The organism is Cryobacterium sp. CAN_C2, assembly GCF_015751745.1.
Classification (GTDB): Bacteria; Actinomycetota; Actinomycetes; order Actinomycetales; family Microbacteriaceae; genus Cryobacterium.
In genome coordinates this window covers 37,907-54,506 of the sequence record NZ_JADOUX010000020.1, presented here as the reverse complement: position 1 = coordinate 54,506, position 16,600 = coordinate 37,907, and the positions used below count along the sequence as shown (strand labels likewise).

Below are 16,600 nucleotides of genomic sequence, written 5' to 3'. Positions count from 1 at the left end.
ATCTCATCAGCTGCAGCCGGCTAGAAACCGACCAACAACCACGAGGTTTTTGGCATTTGACATTGTGCACGCTGTTGAGTTCTCAAGGATCGGACACACCCAGCCGCCGGCCATGAAGACCATTGCACTGGAGTACTTCTCTTATATTTTGTCGCCCAGCACGAAACCGCGTAGTTAGAAAGCTGCTACGCCGAATTCATGTGAACTTCATCAAGCCACTGTAACGCGAAATGATCCGGGTTATTGTGACTTGGGATTGGTCCCGCGTGAGGCCGGAAGCACTTGGCTTATTCCGAACCTGTGGGGTGACTTAGATGACATTACGGTGAATCCTGATACCCCGCAACTCCCTGTTGCATCCCGGGCGTGTCGAGAGAGGACATCCACTCGAAACCGATCGGAAACGCCATTCCGGCGGCCATCTGGGGGTCGGGCCCACCTTATCTACATGGGCCCACGATAGAGCAGGAACCCACCCACCGGGCCCGGGCCCGGGCCCGGGCCCGGAAAGTAAATTAGGCGGGGGTCTCGGCGACGAAGAGTTCGCTCACGGAGTTGTAGTACTGGTCGGTTCTGCCCTTGTGCGTCATTCCGATGCGCAGGCAGACCCGCTGCGATGGGCGGTTACTCGAAGTGGTGACGGCCACGACCCGGTCGAGTCCGGTCTTCCAGCCTTCGGCCAAAACAGCGGATGCCGCTTCGGTCGCGTAGCCGTGGTGCCAGGCGCTTGGGTGAAAGTGCCAGCCGATCTCGGTGTCCCCCGACGGCTCCAGCGGCGCCACCGGGCTCGACGCCGGAATGGACTTGAGCAGCAGATTGCCAAAGATCTCGCCCGTGTCGACATCGGTAACCGCCCGGATGGCATGAATGGGGTGCTCCATTCCCTGCCAGCGTTTGATCACGGCGATCGCCTCGGCGCGGTCGATCATGACCCGGGGGTGTAATCCGATGTGTTGTTGCACCGCCCACAAGGAGTACAGCCCGAAAACAAAGTCGGTGTCGTCGAGGGTCCAGGGTCGCAGCAGCAGGCGTTCGGTTCGAAGAGTTTCCACGACGACATCTTGCCACCCGCACCTGCCGACCCCCTGCACCAGAGCCGCCAGGCCGCCACGCCTGCCGGAGCGCGACGCCGCCATACCCCGCGACCGCCCGGCAGAACACCGGCCCGAGCAGTTACTCGACGAAGATACCCGCGAGCGTCTTCTTGCCGCGACGCAGCACGGCAACTCCCCCGGGCAGCACCGATCCTTCGATGGTCAGGTCGACACTCGTGACCTTTTCGTTGTTCAGGTAGACCCCTCCCTGTTGCACCGCACGACGGGCGTCACCGAGGCTCTTTGACAGTTCGGTGTCGACGAGCAGCTGCAGCACGGTCGCGTGCGGCGCTGTCGTGGTGTGCGGAAGTTCGCGCAGTGCGGCTTCGAGGGTGTCGGGGTCGAGTTCGGCGAGGTCGCCCTGGCCGAAGAGGGCCTCGGCGGCGCGGATGGCAGCATCCGTTGCCGAGTGGCCGTGCACGAGGCTGGTCACCTCGAGGGCGAGTCGCCGCTGCGCTTCGCGGCGGAACGGTTCGTTTTCGACCAGCTCGGCGAACCGCTCGATCTCACCGCGCGAGAGAAACGTGAAGACCTTGAGCCGAAAGACCACGTCGGCATCGTCGGTGTTGAGCCAGAACTGGTAAAAGGCATACGGGCTTGTGAGGTTCGGATCGAGCCACACCGCATTGCCCTCGCTTTTGCCGAACTTGGTCCCGTCGCTGTTGGTGATGAGTGGGGTGCCGATGGCGTGCACGGTGCCACCGTCGGCGCGACGGATAAGGTCGATCCCGCTCGTGAGGTTGCCCCACTGATCGCTGCCGCCGGTTTGCAGAACACAGCCGTAGCTGCGGAACAGCTCAAGGTAGTCGAGGCCTTGCAGAATTTGGTAGCTGAACTCGGTGTAGCTGATGCCGGCATCGGAATTCAGGCGCGCGCTGACGGCATCCTTCTTGAGCATGGTGCCCACGCGGTAGTACTTGCCGATTTCGCGCAAGAAGTCGATGGCGGAAAGCGGTGCGGTCCAGTCGAGGTTGTTCACGAGCGTGACGGCGTTGTCCCCCTCGGAGCTGAGGAACCGCGAAACCTGCGCCTGCAGGTAGCCGACCCATTCCGTGACGGTGTCGGTGGGGGTCAGCGTGCGCTCGGCGGTCGGGCGCGGGTCGCCGATGAGTCCGGTGGAGCCGCCGACCAGTCCAAGCGGATGGTGCCCGGCCAGTTGCAGACGCCGCATCAGCAACAGCTGCACCAGATTGCCGAGGTGCAGGCTCGGCGCGGTCGGGTCGAATCCGCAGTAATAGGTGATCGGGCCACCATCAAGCAGCGCTTTGAGCTCGGTCTCGTCGGTGGAGACGTGCACGAGGCCACGCCAGTTGATCTCCTCCCACACGGAATTGAAGGACGGGTCATTGGTCTGCTGGGCAAGGATGGTGGGGTCTGACACGCGTTCAGATTACCAGCCGGGGCCGACGCGTCGAAGTGCCGGCCGCATCCGTTCCACTCGCACGATAATTCAGCCTAGAGGCTATACTGCGCTTGATTTAGCTTGAGGGCTAAATTACAATGAATGCAGGACGGAGCCTCAGACCATGTTTGTCATCACCGCTGACCAGATCGACAGCCGCAACGATCACGATCGGGCGCGCGAGATGATCGCGCAACTCGTGGCGCAGAGCCCGAACGCGTTCAGCCTGCCGCCCGACCAGACCGCCGGCGACGAGATCCAGCTGCTCGTGTCGGCCGCCGATCGCACGCTCGACGCGATACTCGCTCTGCACCGGTCCGGCCACTGGAGCGTCGGGCTCGGCGTGGGCACCGTGCGCACCCCCCTGCCGGCATCGACCCGGCAGGCCACCGGCGGCGCGTTCATCGCGGCGCGTGACGCCGTACTGCGAGCAAAGAGAACCGAGGCGCACTTTGCGCTCGAGGTCAGCCAAACGGATGCCGCCGCCCCCGGCATAGAGGCACTCCTGACCATGCTCCTGCTGCTGCGTCAACGGCGCACCCCCCACGGCTGGCAGGCCGGCGATCTGTTCGAAAGCGGACTGGCCCAGACCGATATCGCCGCGTCGCTCGGCATCACCACCGGGGCCGTGAGCCAGCGGCTGAAGGCGGCACAGTACCGGGTCGAGCAGGCGGCGCGGCCGGCGTTGGTTAGGCTGCTAGAGCAGCTCGATCATGGCCCGAACCATGGCCCGAACGAAACGGACACCACCGCATGACCTTCACCGTTCTCACGTTTCTTTACTGGGTCGCCTTGCTCCTGGTCACACTCGCCGCTCTCACCTGCGCCGCGTTAGCCTTCAAATTGCACCGCCAGTTCTACGCGATCGTCGCCATGGCCGGTCTTGCCGTTGCCCTCGTGCTCGCCGCGGTGCCCGTGGGCCCCGGCCCGAGCACCTTCGGCATCGTGCTCGGCATGCTCGCGCTGGCCCTCGCCGTGATCGGCGGCGGCCCGGTCGCGGTGCTCGCCCTCGATCTCGCCACCAATAGCTCAGTGCCACCCGGCCAGCACGGCGGCATCATGGTGCTCAACGCTGGCAAACCGGCCCCGACCATGGCCGGGGTCAGCGACCCAGAGACCCACGAGGTTCTGCGCGGCGGGGTGACCATCGGGATCCTGGAACGTCTCGCCGTGGCCGGCGCGATTCTGGCCGGTTTTCCGGAGGCCATCGCCGTGGTCATCGCCATCAAGGGTGTCGGCCGTTTCACCGAACTGGCCGCCGCCGAATCGCGCGAGCGGTTCATCATTGGAACCCTGGCGAGCCTCATCTGGGCGTGCGCCTGCGCCGCCCTCGTGCCGATGGCTCTGGTCTGACCCGGCGCGCGATCAGGACCCACGACCGGCGTGCCGTCGATACGGAGAGACGGATGCCTCCCCCGGCACCCAAAACCGCCACGGGTACCGGGCTCCCCCGCCGACCCCGCTCACCCCGGTACGTGGCCCGGTCGCGAAGTCTGAGCTGTGCGTCGGCAGTTCCAAGTCGAACGGTGCGCAGCTCACATCGGCGCCGTCATCGCCGAGCACGATGCCGAGGGCCTTGGTCAGCCGGGCCGGGCCGCGCGCGAGGTCGGCGTCTCTGTGCGAGGTGGGGCGGCGCCATCGGGCCTCGTCGACTCCGGCGATGATCTCGCCGGCCCGCAGCAGCACCGCCGAGGCCTCACCCTCGGGCGAGCAGACAACGTTGGCGCAGACGTGCATGCCGTAGCTGAAATAGGCGTAGAGGTGACCGGACGGGCCGAACATCGTCTCGGTGCGGGGCGTGCGCCCGCGAAAGGCGTGTGAGCCCGGGTCGATCTCGCCGAGGTAGGCCTCGACCTCGGTGATGCGCACCGCGACCGGCCCGCGGGTGAGCACCGCACCGAGCAGCAGTGGGGCGACCTCGAGTGCGGGTCGCGCCAGCAGGCCCGGCGTGAACGGCATGCTCTACCGGCTGAGCGCGGCCGTCAGGGCCCGCACGCGGTTGACGAGGTGCGCGCGCTGCTCGGCGACGCGCACCGGCGCGGTTCCGCCGGCGCCGTCGCGACTCTCGACCGATCCGCGGATGGTGAGCACCTCGCGCACGTCGGGAACGAGGTGCACCGACAGGGTCTGCAGATCTTGGTCGCTGACCTCGTGCAGGTCGAGATTGTGGGTTTCAGCGAACTTCACGAGCGAACCGGTGATTTCATGCGCATCGCGGAACGAGACGTGGCGTTTGACCAGCCACTCCGCGACGTCCGTTGCGAGAGAGAAACCCTGCGGAGCCAGCTCTGCCATGCGCTCGGTGTGGAAGGTGAGGGTGGCGACCATGCCGGTGAACGCGGGCAGCAGCACTTCAAGGGTCGTGATCGAGTCGAAGACCGGCTCTTTGTCTTCTTGCAGGTCACGGTTGTAGGCGAGCGGCAGACCCTTGAGCGTGGTGAGCAGCCCGGTGAGGTTACCGATCAGGCGACCGGATTTGCCGCGTGCGAGCTCGGCGATGTCGGGATTCTTCTTCTGCGGCATGATCGACGAACCGGTGGAATAGGCGTCGTCGAGGGTGACGAACCCGAATTCACGGGTGTTCCAGAGAATGATCTCTTCGGCCAGCCGCGACATGTCGATTCCGATTTGCGCGGTGATATAGGCGAATTCGGCGACCAGGTCGCGGCTCGCGGTTCCGTCGATGGAGTTCTCGACGACGGCGGCGAAGCCCAGGTCGGCGGCGACGAGGTGCGCGTCGAGACCGAGGGTATTGCCGGCGAGGGCGCCGGAACCGTAGGGGGATGCATCCGCTCGCCGACCCCAGTCAGCGAAACGATCGAGGTCGCGCACGAGCGGCCAGCAGTGCGCGAGCAGGTGGTGCGCGAGCAGCACCGGTTGGGCGTGCTGCAGGTGGGTGCGGCCGGGCATGATGGCCCCGGAGTGCGCTTCGGCCTGCGCGGCGAGGGCGTCGATCAGTTCGATGACGAGTGACGCAAGAATGGCGGCGTGGTCACGCAGCCACATGCGCACGAGCGTGGCGACCTGATCATTGCGGCTGCGACCAGCACGGAGCCTGCCGCCCAGCTCGACACCGATGATGCCGATCAGGCCCCGCTCGAGGGCCGAGTGCACGTCTTCGTCGGCCTCAGCCGGCAGAAATTCGCCGGCGGTGACGGCGCGCTCGAGTTCTTCGAGCGCACCGACCATCTGGGTCAATTCAGTGTCGGTGAGATATCCCGCGGCGGCGAGGGCCCGGGCGTGAGCGCGGCTGCCCTGCAGGTCGTATTCGGCCAGCATCCAGTCGAACTGGGTCGACTTGCTCAGCCGCGCCAGTTCCGGCGACGGTCCCCCGGCGAAACGGCCACCCCAGAGGGCGCCCGCCGTGCCGGCACGGTTGCTCGTCGCGCCGTTAGTGGTTCCCTGCTCAACCGACACGTGGGCTACTTCGCGGCGGCGTCGCGGCGTGCGGCGACCTTGCTCGGCAGCGACCACAGCTCGATGAACCCCTTGGCCATGGTCTGGTCGAATGAGTCTCCGGTGTCGTAGGTGGCGAGGTTGAAGTCGTAGAGGCTCGTCGTGCTCGAGCGGCCCGTAACGACGGCGGTACCGGCGCGCATCTTCAAGCGAATGTCGCCCGTCACGTACTTCTGCGTGTCCTCGATGAACACGTCCAGGCTCTTCTTGAGCCCGGAGAACCAGAGTCCGTCGTAGACGAGTTCGGCCCACTTCGACTCGACGCCGCGCTTGTAGCGGGCAACATCGCGTTCAAGGGTCATGTTTTCGAGCTCCTCATGGGCGGCGATGAGCGCCATGCCGGCGGGAGCTTCGTAGATCTCACGGCTCTTGATGCCGACCAGACGGTCCTCAACGATGTCGATACGGCCGACACCCTGGTCACCGGCGAGACGGTTCATGAGCTGGATCATCTGCAGCGGGGTGACCTTCTTGCCGTCGATGGCGACGGGCACACCCTGCTCGAAGCTGATGACGACCTCGGTGGGGGCGCGGGTGACCGACGGGTCCTGCGTGTAGGTGTAGAGGTCTTCGATCGGCGCGTTCCACGGGTCTTCGAGGAATCCGGTTTCGACGGCGCGACCCCAGACGTTCTGGTCGACCGAGTACGGACTCTTCTTGGACTGCGCGATGGGAAGGTCGTGTTTGGCGGCGTACTCGATGGCTTTGTCACGGGTCAGCGCGAAGTCGCGCACCGGGGCGAGCGAGGTCAGGTCGGGGGCGAGGGCTGCGACGGCCGCTTCGAACCGGACCTGGTCGTTACCCTTGCCGGTGCAACCGTGGGCGACGCTGTCGGCGCCCAGTTCCTTGGCGGTGGAGGCGAGGTACTTGGCGATCAACGGACGGCTGATGGCCGAGACCAGCGGGTAGCGTTTCTGGTACAGGGCGTTCGCCTTGAGTGTCGGCACGATGTAGTCGTTCGCGAACTCGTCCTTGGCATCGATGACGAGGGATTCGACGGCGCCGCAGTCGAGAGCGCGCTGACGGATCACGTCCATGTCTTCGCCCTCCTGCCCAACGTCGACGGCGAGGGCTACGACCTCTTTGCCGGTGGCATTCTTGAGCCAGCCGATGCCGACCGAGGTATCCAGTCCACCCGAGTATGCGAGTACAACGCGTTCCGCCATGGTTCTCCTTAAATCTTGATCTGTCTTGAGTTTACGTGCTGGGGCCCGGGCCCCCCGTCGCCCGCCCGAGCGCCTGACCCCCACCACTGTCCGGGCCCGGGCCCGGACACAAAAAAATCAGGTCAGGATTGGTCTTGCGAGAGCAGCCAGACCAGTAGGGCCTTCTGGGCGTGCAGGCGGTTCTCCGCCTCGTCCCAGATGATGCTCTGCGGTCCGTCGATGACCTCGGCGGTCACCTCGTAGCCGCGGTCGGCTGGCAGGCAGTGCATGAAGTGCGCGTCAGGTTTGGCCAGGCTCATCAGCTCAGCGTCGACCCGGTACTGACCGAGGTCGCCGAGCCGCTTGGCCTTCTCTTCTTCCTTGCCCATCGACACCCAGGTGTCGGTGACGACCACATCGACGCCGGTGACGGCTTCGCGCGGGTCGATGAACAGCGCGACCGAGCCGCCGGTGCGGGCGGCGATGGCCGTCGCATCCGCTACCACCTGCTCGGTTGGCGTGTACCCGACCGGCGAGGCGATGCGCACGTGCATGCCGGCGGTCGCGCCGGCGAGCAGGTAGGACTGGCCCATGTTGCAGGCGCCGTCGCCGAGAAAGGCGAGGGTCTGGCCGGCGAGGTCGCCGCGGTTTTCGCGAATGGTGAGCAGGTCGGCGAGCAGCTGGCAGGGATGAAAGTCGTCGCTGAGTGCATTGACGACGGGCACGGTCGTGCCGAGCGCCATTTCTTCGAGTCCGGCCTGGCCGTAGGTGCGCCAGACGATCGCGGCCACCTGCCGTTCGAGTACGCGGGCGGTGTCGGAGGCGGTTTCCTTGCCCCCGAGCTGGCTGTTCGCGGTGCTGATGATGAGCGGGCTACCACCGAGGTCGGCGATGCCGACCGCGAATGACACCCGGGTGCGGGTCGAGGACTTGTCGAAAATGACCGCGACGGTCTGCGGACCGGCGAGCGGGCGTACCGCGAATCGGTCTCGCTTCAGCTCCAGGGCCAGATCGAGAATCTCGGCCTGTTCGGCCGGGGAGATGTCGTCGTCGCGCAGGAAATGGCGGGTCACGGTGTCACTTTCGATTGAGTTGGGACGTTCGGGGCGGTGAGCAGATTCCCTACAGCGGATGCCGCCCACCCGGCCAGACTTCCCGCCGTGCCGGCCGAAGCCCGCGCAAAGTGGGATTCGTCCAGCCTAGAGGCTGGCCAGGGCGTGCCCGAACCGCTCCTGAAAATCAGCGAGTTCGGCGTCGCCAACGATCAGCGGCGGGGCGATGCGAATGCTCGTCTCGTTGGCGGCGTTGACGATGAGGCCGTGGGCGAGCGCGGCCGCAGCCAGTTTCAACGCAACCGGTTCGGCCAGGCCGACACCGAGCAGTAGGCCGCGTCCTCGTACCTCCTCGATCAGCGTTGAGTGGAAGCCGAGAATGATCTCGCGGAGCTGCTGTCCGCGGCGGGCGGCGTTGGCGGCGAGGTTGTCGCGTTCGATCACGCCGAGCACGGCGTTGGCTGTCGCGGTGACGAGCGGGTTGCCGGCGAAGGTCGAGCCGTGCTGTCCGCGCTGGAACAGATCAGAGGCCCAGCCGAACGTAACGAGCGCGCCAATGGGGACACCGCCGCCCATCCCTTTGGCGATCGTGACGGCATCCGGAAGAATCTGAGCATGGTGATAGGCAAACCAGGCGCCGGTGCGGGCGATACCGGTCTGAATTTCGTCGATCACCAGTAGAACGCCGTGCTCGGTGCACAGCTCGCGGGCACGTTTCAGGTAGCCGTCGGGCAGGTCGATGACGCCCGCCTCGCCCTTGACCGGTTCCAGAAACAGGGCGGCGACGGTGTTATCGATGGTCGCTTCGAGCGCCTTGATCGTGCTGTCGATGTGTTCGACGCCGCCCGGCACGGGTTCGAAAGCCTCGCGCATGTGCGGCTTGCCCGAGAGTGCGAGTGCACCCATCGTGCGACCGTGAAAGGAATCGTGAAGCGAAATAATGCGGCTGCGATGCCCACCCTTCACGTTAAGCCGGGCCAGCTTGAACGCGGCCTCGTTGGCCTCGGCACCGGAGTTGCAGAAGTAGACGCGGCCCGCGTCGCCGGCGCCGGTCAGGCGCTTGAGGCGTTCAGCCAATTCGATCTGCGGCGGCGTGGCGAAATAGTTGGAGACGTGACTGATCGTGCCGATCTGCTTCGTGACGGCAGCGACGACCTCGGGATGGGCGTGGCCGAGCGAATTCACTGCGATGCCGGCGAGAAAGTCGAGGTACTTCGTGCCGGTGTCGTCCCAGACGTAGCAGCCCTCACCGCGCACGAGCATGGCCAGCGGCGGGCTGAACGTGCGCATCATCGAATCGGCGAACCGAGTCTGCCAGGGTAATTCACTCGCTCGGGGCGTGCTCATGCCGGTACTACCTCCGTGCCAATGCCGCTTCCAGTGAAAATTTCGAGCAGGATCGAGTGCGGCACTCGCCCGTCAATGATCGCGGCCTTGGCGACACCCCCGTCGACAGCGTCGAGGCAGGCCGTCATCTTGGGAATCATGCCCGATTCCAGCTCGGGCAGCAGCCCGCGCAGCTCAATGACGTCGATGATCGACACGAGCGAATCCCGGTTTGGCCAGTCGCGGTAGAGTCCGGCGACGTCGGTGAGAATCACAAGCTTGGCCGCGCCGAGCGCGATGGCGAGTGCTGCAGCAGCAGCGTCGGCGTTGACGTTGAGGGACTGTCCCGGAACATCGGTGTCGGGGGCGATCGACGAGACCACCGGAATGCGGCCGGCCGCGAGCTGGGCGAGCACCGCTTCGGGGTCGACGCCGATGACGTCGCCGACGAGTCCGAGGTCGACCTCTTCGCCGTCGATGATCACGCCCCGTCGGCGCCCACGGAACAGGCCGGCGTCTTCGCCGGACAGTCCGGCGGCGAGTGGGCCGTGCTGGTTGATGTGGCTGACCAGTTCGCGGTTGATTTGGCCGGTGAGCACCATACGCACCACGTCCATCGCTTCGGGTGTGGTCACCCGGTAGCCGCCACGAAACTCGCTCTCGATTCCGAGGCGTTTCAGCATGGCCGAGATCTGCGGGCCGCCGCCGTGCACGACGACCGGACGGATGCCCGCGTAGCGCAGGTAGACCATGTCCTCAGCGAACGCGCGCTGCAGTTCTTCGCTCACCATGGCGTTGCCGCCGAACTTCACGACGATGATGTGGTCGTGAAAGCGTTTGAGCCAGGGCAGCGCTTCGATCAGCGTCGCCGCTTTAACGGATGCTTCGGCCTGGCTGGTCTCGTCGGCGTTCGTTTTGGTTTTGGTTTTGGTTTTGGTTTTGGGAGTATCGATGTCGGTCATGATCAGCTTGAGTACGCGCTGTTCTCTTCGACGTAGTCGTGGGTGAGGTCGTTGGTCCAGAGGGTGCCCGTTGCGTTGCCCGCGTGCAGGTCGATCAGCACGGTGACGGCCCGTTTGGTCAGATCGACGAGCTCGCGCGGCTGATCGGGCTCACCCGCGGTACACACCTGCACGCCGTTGATGGCGACATCAATGCCGTAGGGGTCGAAGGCGGCGTCTGTGACCGGCACTGTTCCAACGGCCGCGAGCACTCGGCCCCAGTTCGGGTCGTTGCCGAAGATGGCCGACTTAAACAGGTTGCTGCGCGAGACGGCGCGGGCCACGGTGACGGCCTCGTCTTCGGAGACTGCGTTGGTGACCGTGATGGCCACGTCGTGCGCGGAGCCCTCGGCGTCGCCCTGCAGCTGCAGGGTGAGATCGCGGCAGATCTCGACGAGCGCGGCGGTGAATTCGGCCAGGTCGGCGGCGACCCCGCTTGCGCCGGAGCAGAGCAGGCTCACGGTGTCGTTGGTCGACATACAGCCGTCGGAGTCGAGGCGGTCGAAGGTGACCCGGGTCGCCGCGTGCAGGGCCATGTCAAGCTCGGCCGAGTCGAGTACAGCGTCGGTCGTGATGACCACGAGCATCGTGGCGAGGCCGGGTGCGAGCATGCCTGCACCCTTGGCCATGGCGCCGATACTCCAACCGGCGGCGGCCGTGTGCGCGGCCTGCTTCGGGCGGGTATCGGTGGTCATGATGGCCTGCGCGGCCAGAAGGCCGGCGGCGGGCGTGGTGGCGGCATCCGTTTTGATGGCGAGGGTGGCGTCCCAGACACCGGCGGTAACGAGGTCGAGGTTGAGTTGTTCACCGATCAGGCCGGTGGAGCAGACCAAAACGTCGCCGGAGGAGATGTCGAGGCGGGTCGCGACGGCCTCGGCGGTGGCATGCGTGGTCTGAAACCCGATGGTGCCGGTGTAGCAGTTGGCGCCGCCGGAGTTGAGCACGATCGCGCTGACCCGGCCGTCACTCATGACCTGGGTGCTCCAGATGACCGGGTTGGCCTGGCAGCGGTTGCTCGTGAACACGGTTGCGGCGCTCTGCAGCGGGCCGAGGTTCTGCACGAGGGCCAGGTCGAGCCCGCCGGACTTTTTCAGGCCGGCGGTGACGCCGGCAGCGGCAAAACCGGACGGGACGGTGACACTCACGGAGCAACTCCATTCATGGTCAGACCGAGCGTTTCGATCAGGCCGAGGGCAATATTGGCGGATTGGATGGCGGCGCCGGCGGTGCCCTTGACAAGATTGTCGATGGCCGTGATGGTGACAACCCGGCCGGCTGCTTCGTCGACGGCCAGTCCGATCAGCGCGGTGTTGGCGCCGAGTACGTCGGCCGTGCGCGGAAAGTGCCCGTCGGGCAGCAGGTGCACGAATGGTTCGTCGGCGTAGGCGCTCTCCCAGGCGGCGCGCACGGCGGCGGCGCTCGTGCCGGGTACGAGCCGGGCGGTCGCCGTCGAGAGGATGCCGCGCGACATCGGCACGATCACCGGGGTGAACGAGATGGTCGCGTCGGTCGCGCTTCCGGCCCAGCGCAGCGACTGCAGGATCTCCGGAATATGCCGGTGCGTGCCGCCGACCGCATAGGGGTTGGCCGAGCCGAGGATCTCAGCCGCGAGGTTGGGCATTTTGAGACTCTTGCCGGCGCCGCTCGGGCCGACGGCGAGCACGGCGACGAGGTCCTGCGCTTCGATCACACCGGCGTTGATGCCGGGGGCGAGGGCGAGGGCGACCGCGCTGGCATTGCAGCCAGGAGCGGCGATGCGGCGGGCGCCGATGAGTCGGCTGCGCTGCTTGCCGGCACCAGTGCCGGTGCCGATGGGCAGCTCGGGCACGCCGTACGCCCACGCGCCGAAGTAGTCGCCGCCGTAGAACGCGGCCCAGTCGTCGCAACTCTCGAGGCGATGGTCGGCGCCGCAGTCCACCACGAGGGTCTCGGCCGGCAGGTGCGCGGTGAGCTCGCCGGATTTTCCGTGCGGCAGGGCCACGAGCACAACGTCGTGGCCGCTGAGATTCTCCGGCGTCGTATCGACGAGGGTCAGGTGGGCGAGGGACCGCAACTGCGGTTGCACGTCGACGAGACGCTGCCCGGCGTTGCTGTGCGCGGTGACCGTGCGCACATCGAATTCGGGGTGTCCGGCGAGCAGCCGAAGCAGTTCGCCGCCCGCATACCCGCTCGCGCCCGCAACTGCTACCGAAAAAACCATGTGTTAAACCTAGCGCGGCCCCGGCGGCCCCGCTTCCGCAGCCGCCGGGGCCCCACCAGAGCGCAGCGTCACTATTCGCGCAGCAGCACTACTCGCGCAGCACCACTACTCGCGCAGCGCCGCTCCGAAGCGTTCGGCGGCGACCGCAACCCCGGCGAGGCGGGCGGCACTCGCCTCGGCGGCGGTCAGCGTGCGTTCCGTGCCACGAAAGCGCAGCGCCAAGGTGAGCGACTTCTGCCCGGGCTCGACGCCGGCACCGCGGTAGTCGTCGACCAGCTCGATGCTCTCGAGCAGGTCGCCGGCACCCTCGGCGACGGCCGCGCGCAGTGCTGCGGCCGCCACGGAAGCCGAGACGACGAGTGAGACGTCCTGCGTGGCGGCGGGCATCGTGCGAATCGGCGTGACCGTGAGGTCGCCGTCAGCCTGCGCGAAGACGAGCCCGAGGTTGATCTCCGCGACGGCGACGACAGCGGGCAGGTCGTAGTCGTCGGCGACCGCAGGAAGCAGTTCGCCGGCGAATCCGACCGACACCGTTCCAGCGCTGGCGGTCGCGGCGCCCGGTACAGCAACGAACAGCTCGGCGGTGCGGCCCGGGTGCATCGCCGGGTGCACGCCCTGGCGTACCGCGATGCGCGCGCCGGTGGCCAACGCCACCTGCTGCACGGCGGCCAGAGCAGACTGCCAGCCGGCGGCAACGGCAGGCAGTCCCGGCTGGTGCCGCACGTCGTTGCCGACGAGTACCACGCCGACCAGGAGCGGTTGCGGCACAATTCCCGCGTTCAACGCCGCCTCAGCCTCGGCGCTCGGCCGCGCAGCTCCGGCGGGGAGCACGGCCGTGCCGTAGGTCACCCCGACCTCGGGCCGAAAGACCAGTCCCTGCTCGTAAATGGCGACATCCACCAGGCCGCGTGAGCGGTTGCGGTGCGCGATCTGCAACAGGCCTGGCAGCATTGAGGTGCGCAGGAAGGGCGCCTCGCCGTCGAGCGCGTTGGCGACCTTCATCTGCGGCACCGCAACCGGCACAGCAACCGGCACAGCGGATGCCGCCCCCGCGTCGGCGACACTGACGCCAGCATCCGCTGCGCCGGCTGAAACTGCGCCGGCTGAAACTGCGCCGGCCGTTGCAACGGCCACGCCGAACAGATTGTTCGCCTGCTCGGAAACGAACGGGTAGGTCAGCACCTCGGTGTGACCGGTGGCCGCGAGGGTCTGCGCGACCGTGCGACGCAGCGTCTGCGCGCGGGTCAGGCCACGGCCTGGCGGCGCGACGGGCAGCACCGAGGGAATGCGGTCGTACCCGACGATGCGGGCGACCTCCTCGGCGAGCGTCCACTTGTCGGTGAGGTCGGGGCGCCAGCTCGGCGGGGTGACCTGCAGGTCACCATCGACCTCAACGAGCGATGTACCGATCTGAACGAGGGCATCGCGCACCTCGTCGCCGGCGTAGTTGAGGCCGATGAGGCCCGACACGAACCCGGTCGGCAACAGAATCGGCTGCGGGGCCGGAGCCTTGTCGTAGACCGAACCGAGGTCGTCGGCGACTCCCCCGGCGAGGTCGACAAGCAGCTGCACCACGCGCGCGGCGGCAACCGCGGCCACGTGCGGGTCGACGCCGCGTTCGAAACGCTTGCTCGCCTCACTCGGTAGTTTGTGCCGGCGTGCCGAGCGCGCGATCGACACCGGGTCGAAGTTGGCTGCCTCGACGAGCACGTTGACGGTCCCCGAGCTGATCTCGGTGTTCGCCCCGCCCATCACGCCGGCCAGTCCGATCGGCCCGGATTCGTCGGTGATCAGCAGATCCTCAACGTTCAGCGTGCGAGTGACCGCGTCGAGCGTGGTAAATTTCTCGCCCGCGGTCGCGCGCCGCACAATGATACCGCCGACCAGCCTGTCGAGGTCGTAACCGTGCAACGGCTGGCCGAGCTCGAACATCACATAATTGGTCACGTCGACGACGAGCGAGATCGAGCGGATGCCGACCAGCCCCAGGCGCGCGATCATCCAGGCCGGGGTCGGCCGGGTCGGGTCGACCCCGCGTACGACACGCGTCACAAACACGGTCGCGCCGGTACGCTCCCGAATCGGAGCCCGGTCGTCAATCGTCACCGGGAACCGAGTGACCGGGGCCACGACCGTTAGCGCAAGCGCGGGGTCGCGAAACGGTACACCGGTCGCGTGCGAGTATTCACGGGCGACACCGCGAATGGAGAACGCATAGCCACGGTCGGGGGTGACGTTGATCTCGACGGCGCTGTCATCCAGGCCGAGCAGGGCAATCGCATCCGTTCCCACCGGGGCGTCGATTCCGAGGTTCTTCAACAGCAGAATTCCGTCGTGCTCCTCGCCGAGGCCGAGCTCACGGGCTGAGGCGATCATGCCGTCGGAGACGTGGCCGTAGGTTTTGCGGGCCTTGATCGGAAAGGGGCCGGGCAGCGACGCGCCGGGCAGGGTCACAACGACCTTGTCGCCGACGGCGAAGTTGTGCGCGCCGCAGATGATGCCGTGGATGGCCGGGCCGCCGTCAGCGGCGACGTCGTCGCCCGGTGCAACCCGCACCTGGCACCAGTTGATTGTTTTGCCGTTGGTCTGTGCTTCGCCGACGAACTCGAGTACTTCACCGACCACGATCGGCCCGGAGACCTCGAACCGGTGAATGTCTTCCTCTTCGAGGCCGACGCTCACGAGGGCGGCGTGGACGTCTTCCGGCGTGGTGCCGGGCGCGAGGTCGACGAATTCACCGAGCCAGCTCAGTGGAACCCGCATTAGACCGTCATCCCATACTGCTGGCTGAACCGAATATCGCCCTCGACCATGTCGTGCATGTCCTTTACGTCATTTCTAAACATCACTGCTCGTTCCACGCCCACACCGAACGCGAACCCGGAATACACCTCGGGGTCGATTCCGGCGGAACGCAGCACATTGGCGTGCACCATGCCGCAGCCGCCCCACTCGATCCAGCGCGGGCCGTCTTTGAAGGTGGGGTGCCACACATCGAGTTCCGCGCTCGGCTCGGTGAAGGGAAAGTAGTTCGGGCGCAGTCGCACCTTGGCTTCGGGACCGAACAGGGCCTGCACGAAGTGGTCGAGCGTTCCGCGCAGGTGCGCCATGGTGAGGCCCTTGTCGATGGCGATGCCTTCAATCTGGTGGAACACCGGTGTGTGTGTCGCGTCGAGTTCGTCGGTTCGAAAAACTCGCCCGGGTGCCACGACATACACCGGCAGTTCGCGGGAGAGCAACGCACGCAGCTGCACGGGCGAGGTCTGCGTGCGCAAGACGAGGTGGGCATCTGTCGGTTCCACGAAGAAGGTGTCCTGCATGGCGCGGGCGGGATGGTCCTCATCGAAGTTGAGCCCGTCGAAGTTGAACCATTCGCTTTCGAGCTCTGGCCCCTCGGCGATTTCCCAGCCCATCGCCACGAACACGTCGGCGGCCCGTTCGGTGAGCAGCGAAATCGGATGCCGCGCTCCGGGCTTCCACACTGACGCTGCGGCGGTCACGTCGACCGTTTCGGCGAGCAGCCGGGCGGCCGCTTCCGCCGTGCCGATCTCGTCTTCGCGAGCGGTCAACGCCTTGGTGACGGCGCCGCGGGCCTGGCCGACGAGCTTACCGGCGGTGGCCTTTTGGTTTCCGGGCACGCTGCGCATGAGCGCGTTGAGCTTTGACACCGGCGATGACTCCCCCGCGTGCTCGCTGCGCACGAGTTTGAGGGCGGCGGTCGTTTCGGCGGCCGCGATGGCAGCCAGTGCGGCGTCAACCGCGGCGTTGACCGCGGCTTCGGAAATCAACGGCTCGGCAGGAGCCGATGCGACGGCGTCAGTTGCCGCTGGATCGGCTGCAGGCGGGTCGGATGGTGTGATGGGCTCTGGGGGAACGCTGGGAACTGACACAAGGCCCAAGTTTAGTGCGTACCGTGCCCGTGCC

The 16,600-nt window shown here is 66.5% G+C and carries 14 protein-coding genes; 2 read left to right on the top strand and 12 right to left on the bottom strand.

Annotation, left to right across the window (positions count from 1 at the left end):
- Positions 1-515: 515 nt before the first annotated feature.
- Positions 516-1,052, bottom strand: coding sequence for a GNAT family N-acetyltransferase (locus tag IWX77_RS14375; RefSeq protein ID WP_297413524.1), 537 nt, complete (start codon positions 1,050-1,052; stop codon positions 516-518).
- A 121-nt stretch (positions 1,053-1,173) separates the two neighbouring features.
- Positions 1,174-2,475, bottom strand: a complete 1,302-nt coding sequence (gene tyrS / locus IWX77_RS14370; protein WP_196845207.1) for a tyrosine--tRNA ligase — start codon at positions 2,473-2,475, stop codon at positions 1,174-1,176.
- Positions 2,476-2,620: 145 nt separating this feature from the next.
- Between tyrS and IWX77_RS14365 the strand changes: the two genes are divergently transcribed.
- Entirely contained in the window at positions 2,621-3,253 is a 633-nt protein-coding gene (locus IWX77_RS14365) for a DNA-binding protein (RefSeq protein ID WP_196845206.1), read from the top strand.
- Positions 3,250-3,849, top strand: a complete 600-nt coding sequence (locus tag IWX77_RS14360; RefSeq protein WP_196845205.1) for a hypothetical protein — start codon at positions 3,250-3,252, stop codon at positions 3,847-3,849. Before IWX77_RS14365 ends, IWX77_RS14360 begins: the two co-directional genes overlap by 4 nt.
- A 12-nt stretch (positions 3,850-3,861) precedes the next feature.
- On the opposite strand, the gene IWX77_RS14355 is transcribed toward IWX77_RS14360, so the two are convergent.
- The 10 genes from IWX77_RS14355 to pheS all read right to left on the bottom strand — a co-directional run bounded on the left by IWX77_RS14355 (position 3,862) and on the right by pheS (position 16,464).
- On the bottom strand, positions 3,862-4,455 hold the full coding sequence (locus tag IWX77_RS14355) for a DNA-3-methyladenine glycosylase (protein ID WP_196845204.1): 594 nt from the start codon (positions 4,453-4,455) through the stop codon (positions 3,862-3,864).
- A 3-nt stretch (positions 4,456-4,458) separates the two neighbouring features.
- Positions 4,459-5,913, bottom strand: a complete 1,455-nt coding sequence (gene argH / locus IWX77_RS14350) for an argininosuccinate lyase (RefSeq protein WP_196845203.1) — start codon at positions 5,911-5,913, stop codon at positions 4,459-4,461.
- Positions 5,914-5,918: 5 nt separating this feature from the next.
- Positions 5,919-7,118, bottom strand: coding sequence for an argininosuccinate synthase (locus tag IWX77_RS14345; RefSeq protein ID WP_196845202.1), 1,200 nt, complete (start codon positions 7,116-7,118; stop codon positions 5,919-5,921).
- Between the two features lie 122 nt (positions 7,119-7,240).
- Positions 7,241-8,170, bottom strand: coding sequence for an ornithine carbamoyltransferase (gene argF, locus IWX77_RS14340; protein WP_196845201.1), 930 nt, complete (start codon positions 8,168-8,170; stop codon positions 7,241-7,243).
- A 126-nt stretch (positions 8,171-8,296) separates the two neighbouring features.
- Complete coding sequence (locus IWX77_RS14335) at positions 8,297-9,496, bottom strand: acetylornithine transaminase (protein WP_196845200.1); 1,200 nt, start codon at positions 9,494-9,496, stop codon at positions 8,297-8,299.
- Positions 9,493-10,437: an acetylglutamate kinase gene (gene argB / locus IWX77_RS14330; protein WP_196845198.1), complete on the bottom strand. Its 945-nt coding sequence runs from the start codon at positions 10,435-10,437 to the stop codon at positions 9,493-9,495. Before argB ends, IWX77_RS14335 begins: the two co-directional genes overlap by 4 nt.
- A 2-nt stretch (positions 10,438-10,439) precedes the next feature.
- The gene (argJ, locus tag IWX77_RS14325; protein ID WP_196845197.1) at positions 10,440-11,621 is read right to left on the bottom strand and encodes a bifunctional glutamate N-acetyltransferase/amino-acid acetyltransferase ArgJ; all 1,182 of its coding nucleotides are present in this window, start codon (positions 11,619-11,621) and stop codon (positions 10,440-10,442) included.
- Entirely contained in the window at positions 11,618-12,676 is a 1,059-nt protein-coding gene (gene argC / locus IWX77_RS14320; protein ID WP_196845195.1) for an N-acetyl-gamma-glutamyl-phosphate reductase, read from the bottom strand. Before argC ends, argJ begins: the two co-directional genes overlap by 4 nt.
- A 105-nt stretch (positions 12,677-12,781) precedes the next feature.
- On the bottom strand, positions 12,782-15,439 hold the full coding sequence (pheT, locus tag IWX77_RS14315) for a phenylalanine--tRNA ligase subunit beta (protein ID WP_196845194.1): 2,658 nt from the start codon (positions 15,437-15,439) through the stop codon (positions 12,782-12,784).
- The gene (gene pheS / locus IWX77_RS14310) at positions 15,439-16,464 is read right to left on the bottom strand and encodes a phenylalanine--tRNA ligase subunit alpha (RefSeq protein WP_297413536.1); all 1,026 of its coding nucleotides are present in this window, start codon (positions 16,462-16,464) and stop codon (positions 15,439-15,441) included. Before pheS ends, pheT begins: the two co-directional genes overlap by 1 nt.
- Positions 16,465-16,600: the final 136 nt, after the last annotated feature.